The sequence below is a fragment of the Shewanella sp. SW32 genome (assembly GCF_025653365.1).
Taxonomy (GTDB): domain Bacteria; phylum Pseudomonadota; class Gammaproteobacteria; order Enterobacterales; family Shewanellaceae; genus Shewanella; species Shewanella oncorhynchi.
The window spans coordinates 1-22,166 of sequence record NZ_JAKKSJ010000060.1 but is presented as its reverse complement, the minus strand read 5'-3'; the positions used below and the strand labels follow the sequence as shown (position 1 = coordinate 22,166).

Annotated in this window: 20 protein-coding genes and 1 pseudogene; 9 read left to right on the top strand and 12 right to left on the bottom strand. The window is 61.8% G+C overall.

The window, feature by feature from the left end:
* Positions 1-280: 280 nt before the first annotated feature.
* The 6 genes from L5M28_RS22605 (at position 281) to L5M28_RS22580 (ending at position 7,975) form a co-directional block, all read left to right on the top strand.
* Positions 281-916, top strand: a complete 636-nt coding sequence (locus L5M28_RS22605; RefSeq protein WP_022652140.1) for a TetR/AcrR family transcriptional regulator — start codon at positions 281-283, stop codon at positions 914-916.
* Complete coding sequence (locus L5M28_RS22600; protein ID WP_263204450.1) at positions 916-2,082, top strand: efflux RND transporter periplasmic adaptor subunit; 1,167 nt, start codon at positions 916-918, stop codon at positions 2,080-2,082. The genes L5M28_RS22605 and L5M28_RS22600 overlap by 1 nt, the downstream gene beginning before the upstream one ends.
* 22 nt (positions 2,083-2,104) lie before the next feature.
* Positions 2,105-5,221, top strand: coding sequence for an efflux RND transporter permease subunit (locus L5M28_RS22595; protein WP_263204449.1), 3,117 nt, complete (start codon positions 2,105-2,107; stop codon positions 5,219-5,221).
* Between the two features lie 169 nt (positions 5,222-5,390).
* Positions 5,391-5,726, top strand: a complete 336-nt coding sequence (locus L5M28_RS22590; RefSeq protein ID WP_080750184.1) for a DMT family transporter — start codon at positions 5,391-5,393, stop codon at positions 5,724-5,726.
* A gap of 12 nt (positions 5,727-5,738) precedes the next feature.
* Positions 5,739-6,356 (top strand): DUF3313 family protein, encoded by a 618-nt coding sequence (locus tag L5M28_RS22585; RefSeq protein WP_036412908.1) that lies wholly within the window; start codon positions 5,739-5,741, stop codon positions 6,354-6,356.
* A 233-nt stretch (positions 6,357-6,589) separates the two neighbouring features.
* The gene (locus L5M28_RS22580) at positions 6,590-7,975 is read left to right on the top strand and encodes a patatin-like phospholipase family protein (protein WP_198511358.1); all 1,386 of its coding nucleotides are present in this window, start codon (positions 6,590-6,592) and stop codon (positions 7,973-7,975) included.
* Here the strand turns inward: L5M28_RS22580 and L5M28_RS22575 are convergent.
* From L5M28_RS22575 to L5M28_RS22535, 9 genes and pseudogenes are all read right to left on the bottom strand, one after another.
* On the bottom strand, positions 7,968-9,950 hold the full coding sequence (locus L5M28_RS22575; RefSeq protein WP_100429576.1) for a relaxase/mobilization nuclease domain-containing protein: 1,983 nt from the start codon (positions 9,948-9,950) through the stop codon (positions 7,968-7,970). The genes L5M28_RS22580 and L5M28_RS22575 overlap by 8 nt on opposite strands.
* 436 nt (positions 9,951-10,386) lie before the next feature.
* On the bottom strand, positions 10,387-10,986 hold the full coding sequence (locus L5M28_RS22570) for a S26 family signal peptidase (protein ID WP_100185505.1): 600 nt from the start codon (positions 10,984-10,986) through the stop codon (positions 10,387-10,389).
* Positions 10,983-11,528: a DUF2840 domain-containing protein gene (locus L5M28_RS22565; protein WP_100185504.1), complete on the bottom strand. Its 546-nt coding sequence runs from the start codon at positions 11,526-11,528 to the stop codon at positions 10,983-10,985. Before L5M28_RS22565 ends, L5M28_RS22570 begins: the two co-directional genes overlap by 4 nt.
* Positions 11,525-11,662, bottom strand: a pseudogene (locus L5M28_RS22560) (chromosome partitioning protein ParB); the annotation flags it as partial. The gene L5M28_RS22565 and the pseudogene L5M28_RS22560, both read right to left, overlap by 4 nt.
* A gap of 48 nt (positions 11,663-11,710) precedes the next feature.
* The gene (gene parA / locus L5M28_RS22555) at positions 11,711-12,349 is read right to left on the bottom strand and encodes a ParA family partition ATPase (RefSeq protein ID WP_100185502.1); all 639 of its coding nucleotides are present in this window, start codon (positions 12,347-12,349) and stop codon (positions 11,711-11,713) included.
* 265 nt (positions 12,350-12,614) lie between these two features.
* The gene (locus L5M28_RS22550) at positions 12,615-13,457 is read right to left on the bottom strand and encodes a replication initiator protein A (protein WP_210943932.1); all 843 of its coding nucleotides are present in this window, start codon (positions 13,455-13,457) and stop codon (positions 12,615-12,617) included.
* Between the two features lie 26 nt (positions 13,458-13,483).
* Positions 13,484-13,768: a helix-turn-helix transcriptional regulator gene (locus L5M28_RS22545; protein WP_004883058.1), complete on the bottom strand. Its 285-nt coding sequence runs from the start codon at positions 13,766-13,768 to the stop codon at positions 13,484-13,486.
* Between the two features lie 111 nt (positions 13,769-13,879).
* Positions 13,880-14,647, bottom strand: a complete 768-nt coding sequence (locus tag L5M28_RS22540) for a DUF2285 domain-containing protein (RefSeq protein WP_164176497.1) — start codon at positions 14,645-14,647, stop codon at positions 13,880-13,882.
* A 342-nt stretch (positions 14,648-14,989) separates the two neighbouring features.
* Complete coding sequence (locus tag L5M28_RS22535; RefSeq protein ID WP_164176496.1) at positions 14,990-15,340, bottom strand: DUF2958 domain-containing protein; 351 nt, start codon at positions 15,338-15,340, stop codon at positions 14,990-14,992.
* Positions 15,341-15,619: 279 nt separating this feature from the next.
* On the opposite strand from L5M28_RS22535, the gene L5M28_RS22530 reads away from it, so the two are divergent.
* Positions 15,620-15,913, top strand: coding sequence for a helix-turn-helix domain-containing protein (locus L5M28_RS22530; RefSeq protein ID WP_164176495.1), 294 nt, complete (start codon positions 15,620-15,622; stop codon positions 15,911-15,913).
* A gap of 306 nt (positions 15,914-16,219) precedes the next feature.
* Here L5M28_RS22530 and L5M28_RS22525 read toward each other — a convergent pair whose 3' ends face one another.
* The 3 genes from L5M28_RS22525 to L5M28_RS22515 form a co-directional block, all read right to left on the bottom strand.
* Positions 16,220-16,534: a DUF736 domain-containing protein gene (locus tag L5M28_RS22525; RefSeq protein WP_049445269.1), complete on the bottom strand. Its 315-nt coding sequence runs from the start codon at positions 16,532-16,534 to the stop codon at positions 16,220-16,222.
* 810 nt (positions 16,535-17,344) lie between these two features.
* The gene (locus L5M28_RS22520; RefSeq protein ID WP_263204446.1) at positions 17,345-19,405 is read right to left on the bottom strand and encodes a ParB/RepB/Spo0J family partition protein; all 2,061 of its coding nucleotides are present in this window, start codon (positions 19,403-19,405) and stop codon (positions 17,345-17,347) included.
* Positions 19,406-19,485: 80 nt separating this feature from the next.
* Positions 19,486-20,316 carry a DUF932 domain-containing protein gene (locus L5M28_RS22515; RefSeq protein WP_004883049.1) on the bottom strand — a complete coding sequence of 277 codons (831 nt, stop codon included), beginning with the start codon at positions 20,314-20,316 and terminating at the stop codon, positions 19,486-19,488.
* Positions 20,317-20,995: 679 nt separating this feature from the next.
* Between L5M28_RS22515 and L5M28_RS22510 the strand changes: the two genes are divergently transcribed.
* Together L5M28_RS22510 and L5M28_RS22505 are read left to right on the top strand one after the other, a co-directional pair.
* Entirely contained in the window at positions 20,996-21,187 is a 192-nt protein-coding gene (locus tag L5M28_RS22510) for a type II toxin-antitoxin system RelB/DinJ family antitoxin (protein WP_004883046.1), read from the top strand.
* Between the two features lie 61 nt (positions 21,188-21,248).
* Entirely contained in the window at positions 21,249-21,980 is a 732-nt protein-coding gene (locus tag L5M28_RS22505; protein ID WP_263204445.1) for a hypothetical protein, read from the top strand.
* Positions 21,981-22,166 lie beyond the last annotated feature (186 nt).

The following is a 22,166-nucleotide window of genomic DNA, read 5'->3' as shown; positions in this document are numbered from 1 at the left end:
TGCTTGTGCTGGCACCTGCTGCACAGCCAGACCCGCTTCGTTCATGAATTTGGCCGGAACCTCAACGCGTGATGTCTCCACCCTGTGAGGCGAGTGGCTGCACGCGGCGAGAAGCGTGATCGATAGGAATGCAACAGCAGTAAGGCCGCGGCGGGCGTAGGGATCGGACATGTTGAGCCACTAGGTTGTGAATTGAGGAGGCCGTCTTGACGGGCATAGTTCATGGCGTGTACTATACCGTCCAGACGATTCAAAAATCAAGCATCTTTGGAGTTTCACCATGGCAACTCGTATGAAATCAAGCCCAGAGGAGTCGCATTCGGCGGACAACGGCGCTGAAGCCCCCTCCATCTCTAAGAAAGCGCAACAAACACGGGAGCGCATCCTTCAAGCTGCGCGTGACGTAGTCATGGAGGGAGGTGCCGGGCACCTAACGCTTGACGCGGTCGTTGCACGGGCAGGAATGAGCAAAGGTGCGTTCCTGTACCACTTCAAGACCAAGCGCGATCTGCTCCTCACGATGATTGATGACCAGGTCTCGGCGTTTGATGGCGGGCAGGAAGAGCGAGAGCTGCCATTCGTCGGCGATCCAGACCCTTGGCTATCCAGCCAGGTCTCGGCTATGCCTGACGGCGGGATGCAAAAGATGAGCGCTGCATTGCTGGCGGCCGTGGCTGAAGACCCCACGCTGCTTGAGCCTGTGCGCGGCTGGTACCGCAGGCAGTACGAGAACGCGAGCAAATCTCCACGCGGCACCGATATCGCCGGAATCGTTCTATTTGCCTTGGACGGAGTCTTCCTCGCCGAAATGATGGGTTTTCCGACGTTTGCTGCCGAAGACCTTTCTCGACTCATGCACACCCTCCAGGCGCTCGCCCGCGGCGAACTGGAACTCACCCCTATTGATAAACGCTGATGAAAGGCCTTCCCGTGTCTTGCACTCCCTTTAAATCCCAGTCCTGGCAAATGCAGAAAGTCGGCCTCGCGTTTGTTCTGCTCGCATCGCTTGCCGGCTGTGGTAGTCAGAAGGAGCCTGCTTCCGATCCACCGCGAGCGGTCAAGCTGCTCACGGTGGGGGATGTAGGTTCTGTGGCCAATCGCATTGAATTGAGTGGTCTAGCTCGCTCCAGTGAGCGGAGTACCTTGGGGTTCGAGACTGGCGGGCGTATCAGCAAGCTTCATGTGGACGTGGGAGATCGCTTCTCTCGCGGACAGCTTCTGGCTGAGTTGGATGTTCAGCCCGAGCAACTCCGCCTAGAACAGGCTCGGGCGACACTCGCTGCTGCGGAAGCCGCATTGGCAGACAGAATCGTTCAAACAACGCAGCAACGGGGGCTGCTTGAGGGCAACGTGATATCCCCCGCGGCATTCGAGAGTGTGAAAGCACAGTTGGTTGCTGCTGAAAGCCAGGTACGCAATGCAAAGGCCACATTGGGCCTCGCCGAGCGTGCGAGACGGGGTACCGCCATTCATGCGCCATTTGACGGCGTCGTCGCGGAGAAGCTCGCTCTGCCTTTCACTGATATTGCAGCCGGAGCGCCCGTGCTTCAAGTGGATGGACTGCGCAGCGGCGTAGAAGTCCTTGCGACTGCATCGACGACCCAAGCAGTGCACATCAAAGTTGGGCAAGTCGCAGAACTGCGTCTGAGCGAGTCAGCAAGTCCCGTTCGTGCTTCGGTACAACGCATTGGCTTGCGTGCAGAAAATGGCTCACTTTTGCCTGTCGTGCTAGTTCCTCAAGATGCCACTCAGGCGCGCAGTCTTCGACCCGGGTCAGCCGTTCAAGTATTGCTGAAGGCGCCGGAAGCGAAGGATGCCTCACCAGACCGCCTGATGCTTCCCTATTCGGCACTGGTGCTCAGTGAGAAAGCGGGACAAGCCGCAGTGTTTGTGTATGACGTGACGGGGAAGAAGGTGCACCGCAGGGAAGTGCAGTTCCAGAGCGAGCCAGGCGGCGACAACGTTCGCGTCGTGGGTGGCCTGAAGCGGGGCGAGATGGTGGTCGCGGCTGGCGCGGGCTGGCTGACGAACGGACAACAAGTCACTCCACTCAAAGCCACGACTCAATTGGCCGGACGCTGACGCGCTATAGGAAGACGTCGCTATGAAGATCACAGAAATGGCGCTGCGCGCCAGCAGACTCACCTACCTTGCCGCGGTCATCATTCTTGTTGCCGGCATTGCCACGTTCCTCAATTTCCCTTCGCAGGAAGAGCCATCGGTCACGATTCGAGATGCGGTTGTCGCCGTTCTGAACCCTGGCATGCCGGCTGAACGCGTCGAACAATTGATTGCGCGCCCGATTGAAGAGCGCTTGCGGGAGCTGGCCGAGGTCAAGCGCGTAACCACGACCGTTCGCGCGGGCGGGGCCGTCATACAAGTCACGATCTGGGAGCGGTACACCGACCTAGCCCCCATTTGGCAGCGCGTGCGTGCAAAGGTTGCCGATGCTCAACCGATGCTCCCCCAGGGAACGTTGGGGCCGTTTGTCAACGACGACTTTGGCCGTGTTGCCGTGGCGTCCATTGCTGTGACTGCTCCAGGCTACTCCATGAGCGAGATGCGGGTTTCGCTGAAAGAGATGCGCGACCGCCTGTACGCGCTTCCTGGCGTTGATCGCATCAGCTTCTATGGTCTGCAGGAAGAGCGCGTCTATCTTGAATTTGACCGGCCCAAGCTAGCCCAGCTTGGATTGACCCCTCAAGGGGTGATCGATCAACTCGTTAAACAAAACGTCGTTCTTTCAGGCGGGCAAATCGCCATCGGCGGCATCAACGCTTCGCTGGCCGTTAGTGGAGAGGTTCGCGACGCTGCATCGCTGCGCGCATTGCCGATCATGATGGCGCAAGCTCAGGGTGTGCGCGGTGCTTCTCCTGCTCCTTCAATTTCACTGGGAGAACTTGCGCAGGTGCAGGTTCAACCTGCAGATCCACCTGAGTCCGCCGCAATCTATAAGGGCCAGCCTGCCGTGGTGATGGCAGTGTCCATGACTTCGGGCCAGAACGTGGAGCAATTCGGCGCGGCCCTCAAATCCCGCGTGGCCGAGCTTGAGAAACTTCTACCCGCAGGTTTCGAGCTGTCCTATGTGACATTCCAGGCGGACATCGTTAAGCACGAGATGGGCAAGATGAACCATGTGATGATCGAAACGATCGTCATCGTGCTTGGCGTCGTCGTCCTATTCCTGGGCTGGCGCACAGGAATCATCGTCGGCATGATCGTACCGCTGACCATTCTGGGGGCGCTGATTGTGATGCGCGCGTTGAACATCGAACTGCAGAGCGTTTCGATGGCCGCCATCATCATCGCGCTGGGTCTTTTGGTAGACAACGGCATCGTGATTGCCGAAGACATTGAACGGCGCCTGGCTGCTGGGGAAGACCGCAAACAGGCTTGTCTCGAAGCTGGCCGCACGCTTGCACTGCCACTGCTGACGTCCTCCTTGGTCATCGTCATCGCTTTTTCACCGTTCTTTTTTGGACAGAGTGAGACGAGTGAATATCTGCGCTCTCTGGTCATCGTCCTTGCGCTCACCTTGCTCGGATCTTGGCTGCTCTGCCTGACCGTCACACCTCTGCTGTGCTACCACTTCGCCAAAGTGCACCATCAGCCAGCAGACGACGCGCAGACCTACAACACACGCTTCTATCGCGGCTATCGCAAGGTGCTTGAGTGGGTACTCGGCCACAAGGCGATCTACGTCGGTGTGATGACGGGCGCATTGGCCGTCGCTCTGTACGGATTTACGACACTGCCATACGACTTCTTGCCGAAGTCCGACCGTGTGCAATTCCAGATACCTGTTCAACTCGCACCAGGAACGGATTCACGCCTCACGCTTGCGAAAGTGAAGGAGGTCAGTGGCTGGCTCGGCGATCAAGAAATCAACCCCGAAATTACGGATCACATTGGCTACGTGGCTGACGGTGGACCGCGCTTCATCCTCGGATTGAATCCACCGTTGCCAGCATCGAACATTGCGTACTTCGTCGTGACGGTCAAGACAGGCACCAACATTGATGCGGTGATTGCCCGGACGCGGGCTTATTTCGCCCAGCATCATGGAGAGGTACGCGCAGAGCCTCAGCGGTTCTCGTTAGGTACTACCGAAGCTGGCACAGCCGTCTACCGGGTCAGCGGGCCGGATCATGAGGTGCTCATGAATGCAGCGGCAAAGATCGAGTCCGCACTTCGGGATTTGCCTGGAACTGCCAACATCAAGAACAACTGGGACACTCGTGTCGGCCGTCTCGATGTTCGAGTCGATCAAGACCGTGCGCGACGTGCTGGCGTTACCACCGACGACATCGCCGCCTGGCTTGGCACCCGTTACATCGGCCAGTCGATCTCGGTGATCCGCGATGGTGATACCAGCGTGCCAATCGTGATGCGTGGGACGTCCAGTGATCGGCGCAGTACTGCAGACGTAGGTGCGACGACCATCTATCCTGCGTCGGGTGGACAACCCGTTTCTCTTGCTCAAGTGGCCGATGTCACGCTGTCCAGCGAGCCGTCCGTTATTCAACGCCGCAATCTCATTCGTACGGTTACGGTTCAGGGGCAGAACACGGCATACACCGCGCAAGAGATCGTGGATCATCTCGCACCTAGGATCGCTGCAATCGAACTACCTGCAGGCTATGCCATAGAGCTTGGTGGAGAAATTGAAGAATCAGCTGAATCGAATGCTTCGCTTTCGCACTACATGCCGTTTGCTCTTCTGGCGATGCTGCTGCTGTTCATCTGGCAGTTCAATTCGTTCCGCAAGCTGATCGTCATCCTAGCAACCATTCCGTTCACGTTGATTGGTGTCGTGATTGCATTGAAGGCGACAGGGACGCCTTTCAGCTTCATGGCGACCTTTGGTGTGCTCGCGCTTTTTGGAATCATCGTCAACAACGCTGTTCTGCTGCTCGAACGCATTGAACAGGGCCTCGCGGAAGGGCTCGCGCGGCATGAGGCCCTGGTGGGGGCGGCGATGCAGCGGCTGCGTCCGATCGTGATGACGAAGGTGACCTGTATCGCCGGTCTGGTGCCACTGATGTTGTTTGCAGGTCCGCTGTGGAAGGGCATGGCCATCGCCATGATTGGTGGCTTAGCGCTTGGCACTCTCGTGACGCTGGGATTGATCCCGCTGCTCTACGAAGTGCTGTTTGGGATGAAGTGGCCCGGCAGAAAGCAGCGTCAAGAAGCGACGCGACATCCGACGCAGCCGATTTAAACCATCTGATCAACGTGTTAGGCCCCGTCATGTCCCGTAGCTGGGGCAACGCAGGGGGCTGATTCAGCGTTATTGGAAAGACTCTAGGAATAAAACTAACTGTCGCCAACCTGCCGATTTTGTCGATGGTTGGATGGCTAAGTTTTTCTGAATAGATTTGGAGAAATACATGAACCCGCTGATGTGGAATCCATGGCTAGTGCTTCTGCTTGCTGGACTTTTCGAAATAGGTTGGCCACTCGGCCTCAAGCTGGGTGCAATCAATGTGGCGATGCGCTACGTGGGGCCGGCCATTGCGGTTGCCTGTATGGCAGCCAGTGGATTTTTCCTATGGCTATCACTCAAGCATATTCCCATGGGAACAGCCTATGCGGTCTGGACCGGCATCGGTTCACTAGGTGCATTTCTTGTGGGTGTGTATGTGTTCGGTGACACGGCTTCCTTGATACGTTGGGCCGGCATTGCGCTTGTTGTCTCCGGAATTGTCTGTTTGAAAATGGGATAAGCGAAACTTTCTATGAATACCTCTATTTCACCGGCCCGGCTCCTTCTGGTGCTAAGCCTTGCTGCGACCTTGTCTGGCTGTGCATCAAACGGAATGACGAGATCTGCGTTTCTTGGTAATTACGATGCATTGGAAAAAACGAAGTACGAGAACGTTTTACTCTTTAAAGCGCCTGGCTTTGAGCCCCGTCATTACCGGGAAATAGTAGTCGAGGGTGCTCAGATAGTGACGGGAACTGGACGCATTGATGGTCTTGACTCGGAGCAAGTGCGTGAGCTTCTCGATCATGTCAACAGTGAACTGCGACACCTCCAAACCAAGTCCGAAGCTCCCTCCTCGTCAGGCCGCATACGTGTGCGTGTGGCAATTACGACCATTGAGACACCTAATCGAGCAGTCAATACCCTAACGACGTTGCTTGTTGGGCCAGTGACAACCGGCGGAGCCAGTTTGGAGTTCGAGGCAGTAGATGAACAAACAGGTCGTCGAGTTGCTGCTGCTAGCTGCTTCGGGCACGGCAACGCTCTCGCTGATTTCAAAGGGTCCTATACACTGCTCGGACATGCAAAGTCTGCAATCTCCACCTGCCTTGAACAGATCAATAGCGCTTGGAGAAGTGCTGACTCGTGAATAGCATTTATTCCATACCTGCGCGCGCCACAAGCAAAGTGCGAGAAACCCCATTAAGAGGGTTGGTGGGGTGCCTTTCTTGGATCGCCAGCATCATTCTGAATTCGCTCGGTTCCACCGCAAAATTGCCGTGGCCTTTCGTTCTTTTCTATTCGAGAGGTTGCGCGATGCTATTTGCGGGGGTAAAGCGACTGGAGGCGTGTAGATCCACGCGGTTGGGTTTGGCCTGCGCGATGGCGATGGTAGTTCTGACAGGGTGCTCCACCTACCGTCCTTGGATCAACCCACCACTTTCCGAGGCCACCTTAGTGGCTTCCGCCGAGGGCGACCAACGCATCCGGCCGCCAGAGGTCAACCAACCGGTCGTTGTCGCGGTAACACTGTCAGGTGGAGGCGCGCGGGCGGCGGCCTTTGGCCTGGGCGTGCTGCGCGAACTCAAGGCCACACGCTTCGCTCTAGAGGGCCAGGAGACAACTCTGCTGGACCAGGTGTCTTTGGTCAGCGGCGTGTCGGGGGGCAGCATCCTTGCCGCGCATTTCGCGGCATTCGGCGATGCCACGCTGACTCGTTTCGAACCGGATTTTCTGCTTGTACCCTTTGAGGCGCGACTCGTACGTGAAGCTCTCTGGCCTGCGCGTCTCTATCGACTAACTTCACCTTGGTTTGGACGCAGCCAGATCTTGGCTCAACGCCTGGACGAACTTTTCGAAGGTCGCACCTTTGGTGACGTGCGTCGACGACCGGGCGCGCCCGATCTGATGATCACGGCAACCGACCTCACTACCGGTGCCCCTTTCGATTTCACTACCGAGCAGTTCCGGCTAATCTGTTCCGACCTCGATGCCACGCCGCTGTCTTTCGCGGTGGCGGCCTCGTCGGCAGTGCCGCTGCTGCTGTCGCCCGTAACGGTACGAAACAACGCGAATACTTGTCCGCCGCCTCTTCGATCTTTGCCTATCCGTGGGCAAGATTTCAGATCACGCATCCTGCAAAGCAGCATAGACAGCTACCGCAATGCGCAGGATCGGCCCTTTATCCACCTCGTAGACGGTGGTGTCTCCGACAACCTCGGCGTACGTCTGATGCTAGACCGGCTAGTAGCCTCGGGCTCAATGAGCGCCAACTTCTCGGACGTCAAGCCCGGAAGCCTGCGCCGACTCGTGTTGGTGACTGTGAACTCCGAACGCGGCCTGAGCGAGCGCGTGGACAGTAGCGACCGAGTCCCCAGTACGACGCAAGTACTTGAGTCGCTGATCTTCGGTGCAGGCGCTCGCGAGACCCAGGTGACGCTGGCCATGCTTAACGACGACCTGCAGCACTGGCGTTCCGAGATTGCTCGCACCCGTGGCCAAGCGGACAGCCCCTTTGCAGCTGACGCAGAAATCCATGTAGTAAGCGTAAGTCTGAACGACGTGCCGGACGACAAGATCCGGCACTCGCTGCTACGCGTGCCCACAGCCTTCACAATCGAGGCCAAGGATGTCTTGGACCTGCAAACTGCGGGAAGCGAAGCACTGAGGCAATCCGAGGAGTTTCTGGCGCTGATTGAATCTTTAAAAAGAATCTCGACGGGCAAGCAGACAGTGCCTAGGACTCAGCTCCCCTTGATATTTAAGTGATACCGATACCGGGCTTTCGTCCGAGTTCCCAAGAGGCACTTCCGCCGATAACCTTGGCGGCAAGCTGTTGCCCCAGCCGCGGCTCAATCACCGGCCGCCACGGCACTAGGCTGAACCCCATGCCGTCATCGAGCATCGCGTAGCGCCCGCTGGAGAGCATGACGGAGCGCCGGTAAATGCCGGCGACGCGCTGGCCGTCTGTGACAGAGCGATGTTCCAGGCCGGTTTCCGCCGCAATGTCCTTGGCGGCTTGTGCCAGTTCCCGACTGCGCAGCGTGCCCAGCAGATTCCGGGCAAGGATCACGCGCTGCCCGCGCCGCTCGGCTAGCCCTTGTTCGGCCAGGAAGTTGGCGCGCTGCTGCATAGCCTGCTTGGCGTCGCCGCCAAAGCCCAGTTCGCCCAGCCCACGACCGCCGCCGATCAATTGTTGGTCGAGCCAAGTCGCGCCGATCACGCGCACCTGCCGCTCGATGGGCAGATGCGTTTTCAGCTCCACGGACACACCGCCCAGCCGTTGCGCGTCGTACTGACGGCCACGCTCGGCCATGTCGTCCGGCACCTTCCATAGCCCTTCGGCCACGCGCTCCACGACGCCGGCCCGGCGCAGGGCTTCCAGCCGCCGGACGTGGGCGGCGACAACTTCCTGCGGGTCGCGTCCGGGTACTGCCCGGCCTTGCTCGATCGCCAGGTGATGATCGGCGCGGTACAGGCCATCGCTCGCCAGCGCGGCGATGTTCTTGTCGGCGGCGCGCACGTCGGCCGAACCCTTCACTTCCACCACCGCGCCCGTGGGGTAGTTCGCCAGCTCGTCGCGGGCGTTCAGCGTGACGTAGTGGGCCTTGCCATCCGTGCCGTCGATGACCAGATAGCCCCGGTCGTGCAGCTCGTCGGCCAAGCCCTTGGCGGCCACGCGGCCGAGGATGGTTCGGCCGTCGTCGCCTGGCTCGAACACCGCCAGCTCGCGCGGCTCGCCGCGCATGGCGCGCTGCATGGTGCGGATGATGTCGCCGCGCTCGCCCAGTGCACGCAACGTCTTCTCCGCGTCTGTATGGACGGCCCAGGTGCCGGGCTGCACCTCGTCGGCCAGGCCCAGGCGCTGCAAGCGTTGCAGCCGGCCGATCAGCAGCAGGCGCTGGCGTTGTAAGTCCGGCTCATTGAAGCGTTCGATTCGCACCCTGCTATCCTCGCCGGCCTCGCGTTGCAGCGTGCGATCGAGGCTCGTCCATCGCTCCTGTTCGACCTCGCGCCCCAAGGTCTGGTGGATCTCCAGTTCGGTGCGCGGCCCCAGCCATTCGGTCGCCAGTTCGGCGGCCCGATGGCGAAAGCCGTGTGCGATGTAGTCGCCCGCGATGATGAGGTCTTTGCCGGTGTCGTCGCGCCCGCGCACGATCAAGTGGGTATGCGGGTTGTCGGTGTTCCAGTGATCGACCGCGACCCAATCCAGCCGTGTGCCCAGGTCGGCTTCCATGCGGTTCACCAGATGGCGGGTGTAGGTGCGCAGGTCGTCCAGCTCCACGCCGTCTTCGGGGGACACGATGAAGCGGAAATGGTGGCGGTCATCGGCGCAGCGTTCCTTGAAGGCGTCCAGGTCGGCTTCGTCGGACTGCGGTCCGTAGGCCTGGCCAGGTTCGCCATCGCGGCCCGCGCCGTCGCGCTCGACGTACCGCAGGTGTTTGGCGAGCGACTGCGGGCTGGCCCGCTGGTGATTGACCAGCAAGGTCTTGATGGTCACGCGCCGCGACATGGGCGTTAGCTTCGCCCCGGCGAAGCGCGCTGCCGTGTGGCCGCGCCCGAGCCGAGAGCCGGGGCGCTGGCCGGTGCCTGCGGCCCCAGGACGGCGCACCGCCGACTTGCCGCTGCTGGCTTTGCCAGCCTGCTTGAGCACCTTGGAAACGAAGCTCTGCCCCTGGCCCTTGCCCCGGTTCTTCGGGGCGCTGGGGCGCACCCGGAAATCGTCGTCGCGGCGGTCGGTCATCGCCATTCTCCCGGCAAGCTCAGGCGTGTCCTGTCGTGCGAAGCACGCGGGCATGCCTGCATTGGCGCGACCCTCGCGCCGAACGCGGCACGGCGGCAAAGCCGCTCCGTGCTGTGTTCCCCCCATGTGCAGACAGGCTTTCGACGCGGCCCAGTGCCGCGTCCTTTTGTCTTGCCTTCCGCCTTTGCCCTTCGCTGTCGCTCCAGGCACCGGCGGCCCGGCGGCGCTGCTGCGTGAGCAGCCAGCGCGCCGGCGAACGCGCCAATGGCCGCAGGCCGGGCGCGTTCGAGGCAAGACGCCTGCACGTTGGACGGCTGCGCCGGATGCTGCGCGACGTGCGGTGCGAATGCACCAGCACGGCAACCGCGACGACACGGCAGCAGCAGCGAGAACGACATGCCCGATGGCACGCCGGAGCGTAGCGAATCGGCGGCCATCATGGGCGTATCTCCAGCCACACCGGATGCGCAATGCCGATCACGGCGGATGCGCTGACCGGGCCGAAGTAACGGCTGTCGAACGATGCTGGATTGGTCACGCTCAACAGGAACAGCTCGCCCGGTTCGAGGCGGCGGCAAAGTTGCAGGGACGGCAGCGCCCGGCCCAGCCGGTCGGCAGGCAGCACGGCGGCGGAAGGCACGCCGTCGATGCGTACCTGACCGGCGACGATGCAGACGTGTTGCGGCGCGACCGCGCCCACACGTTTGAGCAGCGGAACGCGCGTCGGCAGATAGCCGCGCTGCGCAGCGAGCGCGGCGGCCGTGGCCGAAAGCGGCACCAGCACGATGTTGTCCACGGACAACGGGCGTGGCAATGAGGCGGTGCGCGGGTCGAACGGGTCAATGCGATACCAACCGACCGCCACGCTGTCGGACGGGTTGTAGGTCAGACGCGGCAGCGGCGACACGAAAGCCGCCCAGGTCAGCGCAGCGAAGCCGATGGCGGCCAGTGTCGCCAGCACGATGCGAGCGCGCAGGCGTGAGCGAGGACGCGGTGGTACGGCGGGCGCGTTGGCCGTGGTGGTCGGGGCCGTCATGGCAGCACCTTCCCGGCCAGCCAGGCGGTATGCCGCTCGGCGTTGTATTCGGGCAGCGCAAGGCGAGCCGCAAGACGGTTGCCCAGCGTGCACCAGTACGCGGGCGACACGTCGATGGCGGCGATGCCCAGCGCCTCGATGCCGTCGATACGTTCCAGCACGGCGCGCACGTTGGCATCGCCTTCGGCGTGCAGCAGCAAGCGTGCACCCGGCTGCACGCCGGGGATGCGCTGCGCCGCGTCCAGCGGTGTGCAAGCCTGCATCACCATGAGTTGCCAGCGGATCGTGCCGTAGTCGTTGGCCTGCCAGCGGATGCGGCAGAACATCGCGCTCGGCAGGAACACCGCGCAGCGCCGCCAGTCGTCCAGGCGCAGCGTGCGTGCGGGTTCGCCGAAGCGCAGGTAGAGCTTGAAGCGGTGTTCGAGATAGGCCAACGAAACGCGCGTCAGCGGCACGTTGCCGGCCTGTCCGGCGAGTGCTACGGGATGCAGCGGCAGCGCAGCCGGTGCCGCGTTCGCGGCAGGCAAAGCGGATGCGGTCATGGTGTGTTCTCCGGTGGAAACTCCCGCTCCAGCAGACCGCGCAGCAGGTCGGCCACGGTCACGCCTCGCGTGAAGGCCAACACCTTGATGCGCGCCCGCATGGCGGGCGTGATGTCGAGGGTCAGGCGCGCCGATGCCGACGCGCTTGCCCGTGCGTTTGCTGTTGGGTGGCTGCTGCGCTGTCATGTCGGCCACCGCAGCAGTTCGTCCACCAGGGCGGTGATCTCGCGGGCGGCGGCACTGTCGGGCGCTGTCTCGCGTGCGAGCCGGCCAGCGGCCACGCTGTCGGCGAACACGATGCGCTGATGCACTTCCGAACGCAGCGCGGGCAGCGGCTGTTCAGCCAGCGATTGCCGCGCTTCGCGCCCGATCACTGTGGTGCTGACGCGCCGGTTGATGACGAAGGCCGCGCGCAGCGCAGGCCGGAACACCTGCGCCTCGCGGATCAGCGCCACCATCTCGGCACTGGCCCACAGATCGTAGGGGCTGGGCTGCACCGGGATCAGCACGCGCTCGGCCGCCAGCAGCGCGGAGCGCGCCAGGGCGGCGATGCGCGGCGGGCCGTCGATGATGACGTGATCGGCCCGCCTGGCGAGTTCTGGCGCTTCCTGATGCAGCGTTTCGCGGGCTAGGCCCACGGCGCTGAACAGCCGTGGCAAGCCTTGCTGACTTCTGCGCTGTGTCCAGTCCAGAGATGAACCCTGCGGGTCGGCATCGAGCAGGACGACATGCTGGCCGTGTAGCGCCAGCTCGCCGGCGATGTGTGTGGCAAGCGTGGTCTTGCCGACGCCGCCTTTCTGGTTGAGCAGCGCGACGATCATGGCGTGGCCCTCCAGACTGGAAAGCCAAGCTTTGCCTGCCGTGCAAAACGCTGTTCGCCGTGCCGTTTCGCGGTTGTCCACCGAAACGGCGCGCTTCTACTACAAGTTATGTATTTCTTGTTAGGGAAGTTAGAGGGGCCGCAAACCCGCGCCGTTATTGGCTTCCCGGCGTTTTCGTACTCCTGATAGCACGATAGGCGTACTCCCGATAGCACGATACCCGGTACTCCTGATAGCACGAGGCCGTCCACACCTTTTCCCCGACTTATCCCCGTGCCGTGTGCAGCACGGGCCGGAACGTCAGTAGCTCCATTCCGTCGTCCGGCATCCGCTCGATGCCCAGGACGTAACCGGGCAGCGACTGCCGCGCCACCAGGACGCGCAGGTCGTAAGCAAAGTCGGAGAAGCGCGCAGCGCTGCCCGACTTGCGGTGCAGGTACCGGAAGTCGAATTGCCAGCCGCCCGGCTGCTTGCCGCCGTGCTTGCGCACCAGACGGTACAGCCAGCGTTCGATCCCGCCCTTCAAGCGGAAATAGGCTGGGTCGATGGTCAGCACCAGGGCGGCATCGAGCACGCCCGCATAGAACCAGTCCGGCAGGATCAGTTCGATGCCCAGCGGCACGCCGCTGGCATCGGCCAGCTCCTTCCACTCGTTGATCCACGAGAAGCGATGCAATCGTCTTCCCGTGGTTTCGCGGATGGACGTGGCCACGGTGGTCGATTGCAGCCGGTCGAGCGCGGCTTTCAGGCGCTGGTAGTCGTTGAGGGACGTGCCGCGCCCGATGAAGCGCAGGATCTCGTAGGGGGTGGCGCGTATCCAGCGCGACGGGCGCAAGCCCGCGTCGCGCGCCTCCACGATCTGCGACGCGGCCCATATCAGCACGTCGGCATCCCATATCGTGGCTATGCCATGCTCGGCCGTGCCCTCCACGCGGATGGTGATGCCGCCGGCGCGAAAGTCGATCGGCGCGACGCGCCGCGATTTCGCTAGCGAGAAGAACGGAAAGGCCATCAAGTCTTGACTGTCGCGGGGTGCCATGTCGCCAGGCAGCGCGCGGAACAGGTCGAGCTGTTCGCGCTGCAAGGCTTGCCCTGGCGGGCTGGACATGGTGACGGCCACCCACGCGCCAGCGATCAGCGGCCATCACGGTAGTCACCCGCATGGCGTTCGGCGTACTCCGGGTCGGATGTTGCCTCGTAGCTGCGCTGGTCGGCCCAGGCATCGAGGTCGGACACCGCGTACATGACGCGGCGGCCGAACTTACGAAACTTCGGGCCGCCGCCGATCACGCGTTGTTTCTCCAGCGTGCGCGGCGAAAGGCGCAGGTACTCGGCGGCTTCGTCGTTGGTCAGGTAACGTTGGGGCTGCGCAGGCGCAGCGACAGCAGCGGCGGCAGGTCGCAAGGGAGCGGGTCGCATGGGGTGTACCTCCATCAAGCCCGGCCACACCACGCGGCCGGATAGAGGCACTTTCAAGAAAGTCGGGCTGCTTGCTAAGGGACGTTCTGCAGGGGACGCTAAACGTCCCCCCTACTGCGACAGTGGCGGGAGTTGCGCCAGGCGCCGATAGCCACCGTGCATCAAGGAATCGCCACGGCGCACCAGCCGCCGCACACGGGCACGCAAAGCGCTGTCCTTGTGCCAGTCATCTGCGACGACAGAGGCCCCAAAAAGCCCTTCGGCCACGTCGCGCAAGGACGCGCCAGCCAGGGCGGCGTCGAGCGCCTGCAAGGTGTGCAGCTCCAGCACCGCTGCCGGTGTAGGCCGTGAGCGGGCTGCCGCTGCAGGCGTGGCAATCGTGGCGGCCGCCAAGGTGTCCACTTCAGCGGCGAGCATGCGATAGCGCGCGCAGGGTGTTGCGCAGGCGCGGGCGGCATAGAGATAGGCCATGCCGTCATCCAGCCCCGGCCCAAGCGCGAGGCGTAAGCAGCAGCCGGGCCAATGCGACACAAGCACTAGGCGTTTGCCGTCGTGGATCAGTTGTTTTCTGCCAGGGACGCGCCAGAACTCGAAGGCATGGGCTTGGGGTGGCGGGTCGGCATCGGGATAAACCTGCACCACGGCATCGTGATCGGGAAACCAAGCTGGATGCGTGTCGCGCGAATCCAAGGCCGGGTCTTCCAAGAGACGTAAGCCCCAAGCCTGAGCAGCGTCCGGCCGACGGCGACGGCGTAGCCAGTCGCGGCGGTAGTCGGGATTGCGGCGCAGGTACTCCCAGGCCAGTGCGGGGCCGTCGAGGTGCAGAACGTAGAGATAAGCAGCTGTCGGATACCAGTGTTCGGCGCTGCGATCTGTCATGGCGAAACCTCCCTTTTGCTTGGGGTACGTCGCCACGATTCACGAGATGTAGGAGCTACAGAAATGACATCGGTTTGTCATAAAAAACGGTTAAGCTGTAACGACACGTGTCAAGATCGTGTGGCTCCAACTCGTTGCGCGGATCGTCTGAATGCGACAGCCGCGGGGTCCAAGATCGTGAGCGACGTTAGGTACCGTGCCGTAACCCGTGCCGAAGATCATGACCGTTTGCATCTGACTTGCACCGCCTAGGTGCATCAATGCCGATTCAGACCGAGTAGGTCTTAGGTAGTACCGAAATAGTCATAATTGCCCCGGCTCGCCAAGCCGCACTGGCTTCCATCAGTCGGTGATCGAACCGCTTTCTTGTGCCCGCTGGACGTACTCCGCCAGCGGGCGTGCCGCTTGGAAGTACCGATCTCGCCGCACCGGCAGCTTGCGTGGCCCGACGATGCTGGCTAGGTCAGACAGCTTGACCTTCCCGAGCGCAGGCATGCCGATACCAAGGTCGATCAAGCCATAGGCCGTGTCGCCATCGACAGGGTCAAGTGACACCAGCAGCCACGTCGCATGTGCGTCGGGCGTGAACAACCGCACTACAGGTGACACGTCAAGTCCCTGACCAGCAGCGAGTGCCGCACCGTGGGTCAGCAACTGCGCACGTTCATCAACGGTGACAAGCGGCATGGCCATGGGGAGCCCTCTCTACGAAGCCTAGGATGGGCGAATGGGCTTCTGATCCGAAGCGCAGAGGCGCAAGTCACCAAATCCATAGAAGAACGAAAGCGCAAAAACGTGAGTGTGGGAAGCTGGAAAGGCACGGATGTGATTTCCCGGTTCTGTCGCAATCCACGCATGCGGATTTCAGTAGAAGCACGAAAGTGGGCCTTCCAGCCATGAATGAACACTATAGGTTGTAGCCCTATAGATCGCAATGGGCTGTCATCTTGGTTTTATGGGGAAACCAAGTTAGTGACAGCGAAACACTCATTGGCAACGGCAATACGGACAGTCAGGAAGGCGCGAGGCTTGAGCCAGGAAGCGTTCTCCGACGTGTCCAGCCGTACCTACATGAGTACGCTGGAGCGCGACTTGAAAAGTCCGACCCTGCACAAGCTGACCGAGCTGTGCGAGGTCATGGAAGTGCATCCGCTGACGCTGTTGACGCTGGCCTACGCCGGCGACGATGCGCGCAAGGCCGACGATCTGCTGGCGCAGGTGCGGCAAGAGTTCGAGGCCGTGCTGAAAGAGCGCGACGCGCCATAGCGCGCGTCTTGATTCGTGCAAGCGGAGTGCGCAGCGCCGGCAGGCGCGAAGGCGTGAGGGATTGAAGCCGAATGGACATGACGCCATTGGCGGCATGGGGCGCAGCCCGAAAGCCCGGCGGCGCAATGCGCCGACACGCCATGCTGTTCCTGCTGCTGCCACGGCTTCGAGCCATTCGACCATCAACGATGCGATGCTGGCCCAGGACATGCGGGGCATGAGGCAACTACTGAAACCCTGTGCGCGCGCTGCTGCGATCAGCAGCACCGCGCTCCACCGCAAAGGGCGGGGCGCGGTGTGCGGCCGTCAGGCAGCCTTGGGCTTGCTGCGCGACCAGATCAGGTCGTGTGTGCCGTTCTCGCCTTCGATCAGGCGGGCATAGACCGTCGCCGGGAATGAAGGATCGTCGATGGCCACCGACAGGTAATCCCGCCCGGCCTCGCTGGTTTTCTTCCAAGCCGCGCCGAAATCGTGGCCTGCCGCCTGAAGGCGGAAATCCGGAGCGCTTTCGTTCTCGCCCTTGTCGTTGGGAACCAGTTTGGCCTTGACGTTGAGGGTCAGGGTGCGGAGCTGGCCGGTGAAGCCGTCTTTCTCTGCGGTGAAGGTGCCGATGTTTGCCATGATGAGTTTCCTTTCGGTTGAACAGGGTTCGCGCCCATCGCGTCCTGTTGTGATCCGGCCGGCGGGGGACGGGCTGGCTGCACCGCTTGCGGGCGCAACTCAGTGGAGCGCCTGAAAGCGAAAAGAATTTGTCCCGCGAGGAATGCGCGCAGCGCAGGGGAAATTGTTTTCGCTGGAAGGTTGCAGCCATAGAAGCCCGGCCACCGCCAGGATTCACAAGCAGACAGGACGCCTTGGGCCGACCCGCTCCGAAAGGGAACATGGCCGACTCGGCTCCCCGCACGACGGCTTGACCGGCTTGCGCCCTGACTGGGGCAAGGAGAACGCCCAGCGACAAGTTGAAAGCGCCCTGCCGTAGCTTGCGGCCTGGTGCTTGAGGCGTGGCGTGGAAGCTCCATTGGAGGGCCGGGCGGCGTGTCGGTGAACCGTCCTTCGTGACGTACAGGCGACGAACCGCCAGCGTCGAGGACGGCACGCTTTCGTGCAACCTGTCGCAGCAAGCCGGGGCGTAGCCCCACGCGCCCCGCCCATTGCGGCGGGGCGCGTTCGGAATGTCGTCGGCGCTGTGCGCCGAAGCACTCATGGGCTTCGGGGGGTTCACGCGCACAAGGTCACTTGTGCGCCGCCCCTTCGCCGCCTGCTCGAAGGCGACGAAGGGGCGTTCTGGCTTTGGGCATTGAAACCGGGCGCGGCCCCCGCCGCGCCCGGATTTTTTTTATCATCGGCACCAGGACGGTACGGCTTGGTGCCAATGCTGATGGAACAGCGAAGCGCCCCGGCTGGAACCGGGGCGTTCGGTGGTGGTGAAGATCAGGCGGCGAGTGCGTGGGCCTGTTGCTCGTTGTCGATGGCTTCCGGCTCGTCGTTCGTCACGGCCTGCGGCGCATCCTGCGCCGTCGTGTCGTCGGTGCCTTCGGCCTTGAACACGACAGGCATCCATCCCGTGCCATCCGCCAGCCGTTCGGCTTCGCTGGCAATGTCGCCTTTCTTCAACTTCGCCAGCCGGGTGACGTGCGCCGGGGCGTACTGCTTCACGGCTTCCAGAATCGCGGGCTTGGCGATGTGGCGGAAATAGCCTTCGCTGGTGGGCTTCCACCATGCCGCCATGTCCAGCCCTACGGCCTGCGCCAGTTCCGCGCCCGGTTGCGGCTGCATGGCGCGGGGTGTCACCACGTCCACCGTGACGGCCACGCATACCGCCAGCAGCCGCACCAGTTCATCTTGCGACTTCACCAGTAGCACGGCGAACAGTTCGGCGCTGTCCTCCGGCAAGCCCTCGCCTGCGAACTGCTGCAACTCGCGCAGCGCCACGGCGGCGGTCGAATCAGGTATGTCCGGGGCGATGCCGTCCAGCCGGTTTTGCGCTTTGAGGCTCACGCCCAGCGGCAAGTCGTGGCCGTAGTGGCTGCCCTGCAAGACGGTCTGCACCATGCCATGTACGAGCGCGGCCAACGCCACTTGTGGATGCCGGGCGACTTCGATTTGCAGAGCGGCGGTGCGGTGGGCGCTCAACCGCTGCGCCAGCTTGTCGGACATGGCGGCAGTCTTGTGCTGCTCGTCGTCTTCGCCTCCATCGTCATTCTCGGCTTCGCGTTCGCTGCCAAAACCCTGCCGCAAGCGTTCCAGCGTGCGCAGCGCCTTGGCTTCGGCTTCGCGCATCAGCCCCCGATGAATCACTGCTTCGCCGTTGCGGTCGATGGTGACGATGGCACCAGCCGCGGCCTTCACGGTCGCGCCGTAGTCCTGCAAACCATCTTCCAGCGCCTGCAACTGCTCGCCCACGGCTTCGCCTTCTTCCTGCAAGGCATCGGCCTTTTCCTCGTCCTCGGTATCAAGCGCGTCATCCACGGCGGCGGCCAGTTCGTGCATCTTGGTTTGCAGCTTCTCGATGCGCTGCGCTTCGCGCTTGTTCGGTTCGCGGCGCTCCCTCGGCGCACGCTGGAAGGCGTGCAGGTCGGCATGGGTCACGGCGGGGGTGGCATCCACCCACGCCCAGCCTTCGTCCTTCACCTCGGCGGCGATACCTGCCAGCTTGTCTTGCGCCAGCCGTTCCAGCAGCGCGGCATCGGTCAGATACACGCCCGCGTCACCTTCCGCGAACAGGTCACGGCGCACACCACCGCCTGCGGCTCCGTAGGTATCCAGCCCCACGAAACGCACCAGCGGATGCCGGTATGCGTCAATCTCGCGCTCGGTGAGGCGGTCGCGCAATTGGGAAGGGTTGCGCTGCCACGTCGGCGCGTCGTAGAACGCGGTTTCCTGCGCGGCGTGGTCGTCGGTGATGGCAAGGGCCATCAACTGATCGAGCGTCACGGCTTCGGCGCGGTAGTCGGCCAGCAGCCGGGGCGAGACGTTCGCCAGCTTCAAGCGGCGCTGCACCACCAGCGGCGTGACGCTGAAATCGGCGGCTATGTCCTCGATGGGTCGGCCTTCGGCCACCAGCGCGGCGAATGCCTCGAACTGGTCGGCGGGGTGCATGGCTTCGCGCTGCACGTTCTCGGTGAGGCTGGCCGTGCGGGCGGTGCCATCGGCCACCAACAGGCAAGGCACTTCCCATTCCTTGCTGATGCGGCGCTTCTTCGCCAGCAGCTTCAACGCGGCCAGCCTGCGGCCACCGGCCACGACTTCGTAATGCTCGCCATCGGCGGCGGCAATGACGATGAGGTTTTGCAGCAGGCCGACACGCTGAATGCTCGCGGCGAGTTCGGGAATGGACATGCGCGGGGTCTTGCGCACGTTGCGGCCAGCAGGACGCGACACCAGCCGCGACAGCGGAACCAAAATCAGGTTCTTGGTCGGGTCGGCGGCTTCCAGCGGGATAGCGGCGGCGGTGTTGAGGGCGCGGGCTTCGGTTTGGGTAATGGCGTTCATGGTGATAACTCCTATCGGTTCAGGGATGCAGCAGCGAAGAAAGCGGCAAGGGCTGCTGCCTGCCCCTGCCGCGTGGGGAATCAGGCCTTCAACTGGCGCAGGCCATCGGCCAACATCCAGAGGGCGCGATTGAGGCGCACATCGGAATCAATGCCCTGCACGGGGCGGGTCTGCTGGCGGCGTCCGTTGGCGCTGCGGCCATGCAATCCGCCTTTGGTCAGGTTTTCTTGGGTGCGGTTGAACACGCTCCACAAGTCCGGGCGGCGGTCGTCGAACCGGCGCGGCATCAGGATTTGGCTTTCCGTGATGGGCGCGGGCTTGTTATCGGTGGGGTCGTACTTGAGGGCCAGCGCGGAACGGGCGAACACTTCGGCTTCGCCTTCGTCCAGCGTGATAGCGCGCATCAGGTCGCGGGATTCCTTCACGCGTTCGAAGCCGCTCAACACCTCGAAAGCGCCTTCGATGACAGAACCGGCCACGTCGCCCTTGTGCGGCACGCGCACATCGGCCACGGTATCGCCGCACACAAGGCCATTGCTGCAAACGAACCGGAACATTCCGGCCAGCATCTGATAGCTGCTGGTGCCGTCGTGCGAGTTCAGCAGCACGATTTCATTGGCTTCCGCGCCGTTGATCTGACTGGCATGGCGCAGGCGAATCATGTGTTTGGTGTAGTCGCGGCGGTCGTCGTGCCGCACGCGGGTTTGCGCTGCCATGAAGGGTTCAAACCCTTCCTTGCGCAGTTCCGCCAGCACGGCGGCGGTGGGAATGTAGGCGTACCGTTCGGAGCGGCTATCGTGCGGGGCCTCCGCGAAGATGGACGGGGCTACGCGGCGGATTTGGTCGTCGGACAGCGGGTAGTCACTGCGCAGCGTCGGGGAATGGGAAGCGAATCGAGATGCGAGTTGCATGGTTTTCTCCAATGAGTTGCTGTGGTTTCAAAGCTGACCGGATTCCAAGATTCGGAGCCCGTTGTGGCTTCGGTTGGTTCGGCGCAGAGACCTGGGCCGGTCCTGTTTGCCGCCGTCTTTCCTGAGTTCATCGCCCGCGAAAAACCGGGCCAGCGAGGGACTGGCCGTCAAGGGAGAAGCGCAGGGTTGGTGCGGCCCGCAGCGCAGCGAGGACTCGGCCCTGCGCGCCTTGACGGCCAGGCACCGCGGGCTACGGTCGCGGGAAAAAGCGATGAACTTGGGGAAAGACGAACAGCGGCCAATGGGCCAGGGGGTGCGCTGAAACCAACGCCGCGCGGCGAGCGCCCCTGCGTGCCAGCGGCACGCCTAGCTGGATGGCTGTTGGTCGATCAGGTGCAACCTGTTCGGTGCATGCGAGGGGCGCCAAGCAAGGCGCGGCGGGGATGGGCTGTCCAGCCGATCCCCTGGAGGGCAAGCGCCGCGCGCAGGCCAGGAGCGAAGAGACGGCCGGAGGCATCAGGGATCAAAGCCGCATGGCCGCGACTCGGCACGAGGCGCGGGGCAACGCCCGCGAGCCCGACGGCGGCACGCCGGGATGCTCTACTGTTCACAACAAAATGTAAGTGACGCAATAGTACTTATGAGCCACAATGTAGCTACATCTATTGTGAGCGCAACAATGGCAAGTAACGACGTCGTTCGTGCCCGGATTGACGGGCAGATTAAAGAAGCCGCAACTGTTGTTCTGGCTGAAATGGGGTTATCAATTTCGGATGCGATTCGGATGCTGCTGACCCGAATCGCGGCAGATAAGGCACTCCCCTTTGACATCAATCGTGTGTCGTCCGATTCTGATCGGAAGGCACCATAAGGTTGCGCTGAGGCAAGGCCCGCAAATCGTTTCTCTGAACAGTAGGGATCAAGAATAGTTCATGGCATCTATCAGACCTTCAGCATTCAATCAACGTGAGCGTTTGGACGGCGGCCCCTTCCTTGTCATTGAAGCAGCCGAACCGGAAGAGGAAGGCATTAACGTTTTCTTCACTGATATTCCCGCAGCGGAGCGCAAGCCGGATTCGCCAATAGCGAGACTGCTCAATGTGTGTCCAGACAGATTGACCATTTGGCCTCTTAATATTCGAGAAGATCGCGACGATTACCTGCAACCTAAATACGGCACCCTTGAACGCATCGTCGTCGCTCGGCCTGTTATCGAGCCCTACATACTGCCAGAGACTACTGACGATGTCGTTGGGCTTCTTGAGCAGTTGCCGGATGGGTTTGCCAAAGATTTTCGATTCGGTTTGGGGCTTCTGTGGGAATATCGGCAAATTTGCGAAACAGCCGCCAGCTTAGAAAACGTAAGCATACTCATTGTCCACAAAGGAAATGACGCGAAAATTGATTCGCCATTCTTTATTCTCGGAATAAGAAGATTTCATGAATTAAGAAAAGAATTAAATCGCATAGCCTCTCGCCACCAGAGAGACGCGCGCAAGGACAAGCAATTTCATGTCTACCAGACCTTATTACATGCTGCCGATTCAGCACAATTTCCCGCTCTAAAGAAGAGCGTAAGACCTGATGCACTAACGGAAATGATGAATTTAAAGTACAAAAAAGCGGAGCCAAAGGTTCCGCTTGTGCGTTATTTATCTGAATAATCATATTTTCGCGCTATTAGTATGGATATTCTGTCTTGTCCGCGAGTGTCAAGAGAACACAGGGGGGACGATTTCTATCATTACTGTGCGAAAACAAAAAGCTTCCAACGAATATCACCCTGCGCCGACGTGTGCTGATGGTGATTTTGTGGGGGGATTGTTTTCCCTCCGGCAACGGTTACTTCC

What these genes read in the sequence shown, in the direction of transcription:
- L5M28_RS22580 (WP_198511358.1), top strand. Translation starts at nt 6,590, where the DNA reads ATGGCGATGGTAGTTCTGACAGGGTGCTCCACCTACCGTCCTTGGATC.
- L5M28_RS22600 (WP_263204450.1), top strand. Translation starts at nt 916, where the DNA reads ATGAAAGGCCTTCCCGTGTCTTGCACTCCCTTTAAATCCCAGTCCTGG.
- L5M28_RS22510 (WP_004883046.1), top strand. Translation starts at nt 20,996, where the DNA reads ATGGCAAGTAACGACGTCGTTCGTGCCCGGATTGACGGGCAGATTAAA.
- L5M28_RS22590 (WP_080750184.1), top strand. Translation starts at nt 5,391, where the DNA reads ATGAACCCGCTGATGTGGAATCCATGGCTAGTGCTTCTGCTTGCTGGA.
- L5M28_RS22585 (WP_036412908.1), top strand. Translation starts at nt 5,739, where the DNA reads ATGAATACCTCTATTTCACCGGCCCGGCTCCTTCTGGTGCTAAGCCTT.
- L5M28_RS22550 (WP_210943932.1), bottom strand. Translation starts at nt 13,457, where the DNA reads ATGTCCAGCCCGCCAGGGCAAGCCTTGCAGCGCGAACAGCTCGACCTG.
- L5M28_RS22570 (WP_100185505.1), bottom strand. Translation starts at nt 10,986, where the DNA reads ATGACGGCCCCGACCACCACGGCCAACGCGCCCGCCGTACCACCGCGT.
- parA (WP_100185502.1), bottom strand. Translation starts at nt 12,349, where the DNA reads ATGATCGTCGCGCTGCTCAACCAGAAAGGCGGCGTCGGCAAGACCACG.
- L5M28_RS22605 (WP_022652140.1), top strand. Translation starts at nt 281, where the DNA reads ATGGCAACTCGTATGAAATCAAGCCCAGAGGAGTCGCATTCGGCGGAC.
- L5M28_RS22535 (WP_164176496.1), bottom strand. Translation starts at nt 15,340, where the DNA reads ATGGCCATGCCGCTTGTCACCGTTGATGAACGTGCGCAGTTGCTGACC.
- L5M28_RS22545 (WP_004883058.1), bottom strand. Translation starts at nt 13,768, where the DNA reads ATGCGACCCGCTCCCTTGCGACCTGCCGCCGCTGCTGTCGCTGCGCCT.
- L5M28_RS22520 (WP_263204446.1), bottom strand. Translation starts at nt 19,405, where the DNA reads ATGAACGCCATTACCCAAACCGAAGCCCGCGCCCTCAACACCGCCGCC.
- L5M28_RS22540 (WP_164176497.1), bottom strand. Translation starts at nt 14,647, where the DNA reads ATGACAGATCGCAGCGCCGAACACTGGTATCCGACAGCTGCTTATCTC.
- L5M28_RS22565 (WP_100185504.1), bottom strand. Translation starts at nt 11,528, where the DNA reads ATGACCGCATCCGCTTTGCCTGCCGCGAACGCGGCACCGGCTGCGCTG.
- L5M28_RS22525 (WP_049445269.1), bottom strand. Translation starts at nt 16,534, where the DNA reads ATGGCAAACATCGGCACCTTCACCGCAGAGAAAGACGGCTTCACCGGC.
- L5M28_RS22505 (WP_263204445.1), top strand. Translation starts at nt 21,249, where the DNA reads ATGGCATCTATCAGACCTTCAGCATTCAATCAACGTGAGCGTTTGGAC.
- L5M28_RS22595 (WP_263204449.1), top strand. Translation starts at nt 2,105, where the DNA reads ATGAAGATCACAGAAATGGCGCTGCGCGCCAGCAGACTCACCTACCTT.
- L5M28_RS22575 (WP_100429576.1), bottom strand. Translation starts at nt 9,950, where the DNA reads ATGACCGACCGCCGCGACGACGATTTCCGGGTGCGCCCCAGCGCCCCG.
- L5M28_RS22515 (WP_004883049.1), bottom strand. Translation starts at nt 20,316, where the DNA reads ATGCAACTCGCATCTCGATTCGCTTCCCATTCCCCGACGCTGCGCAGT.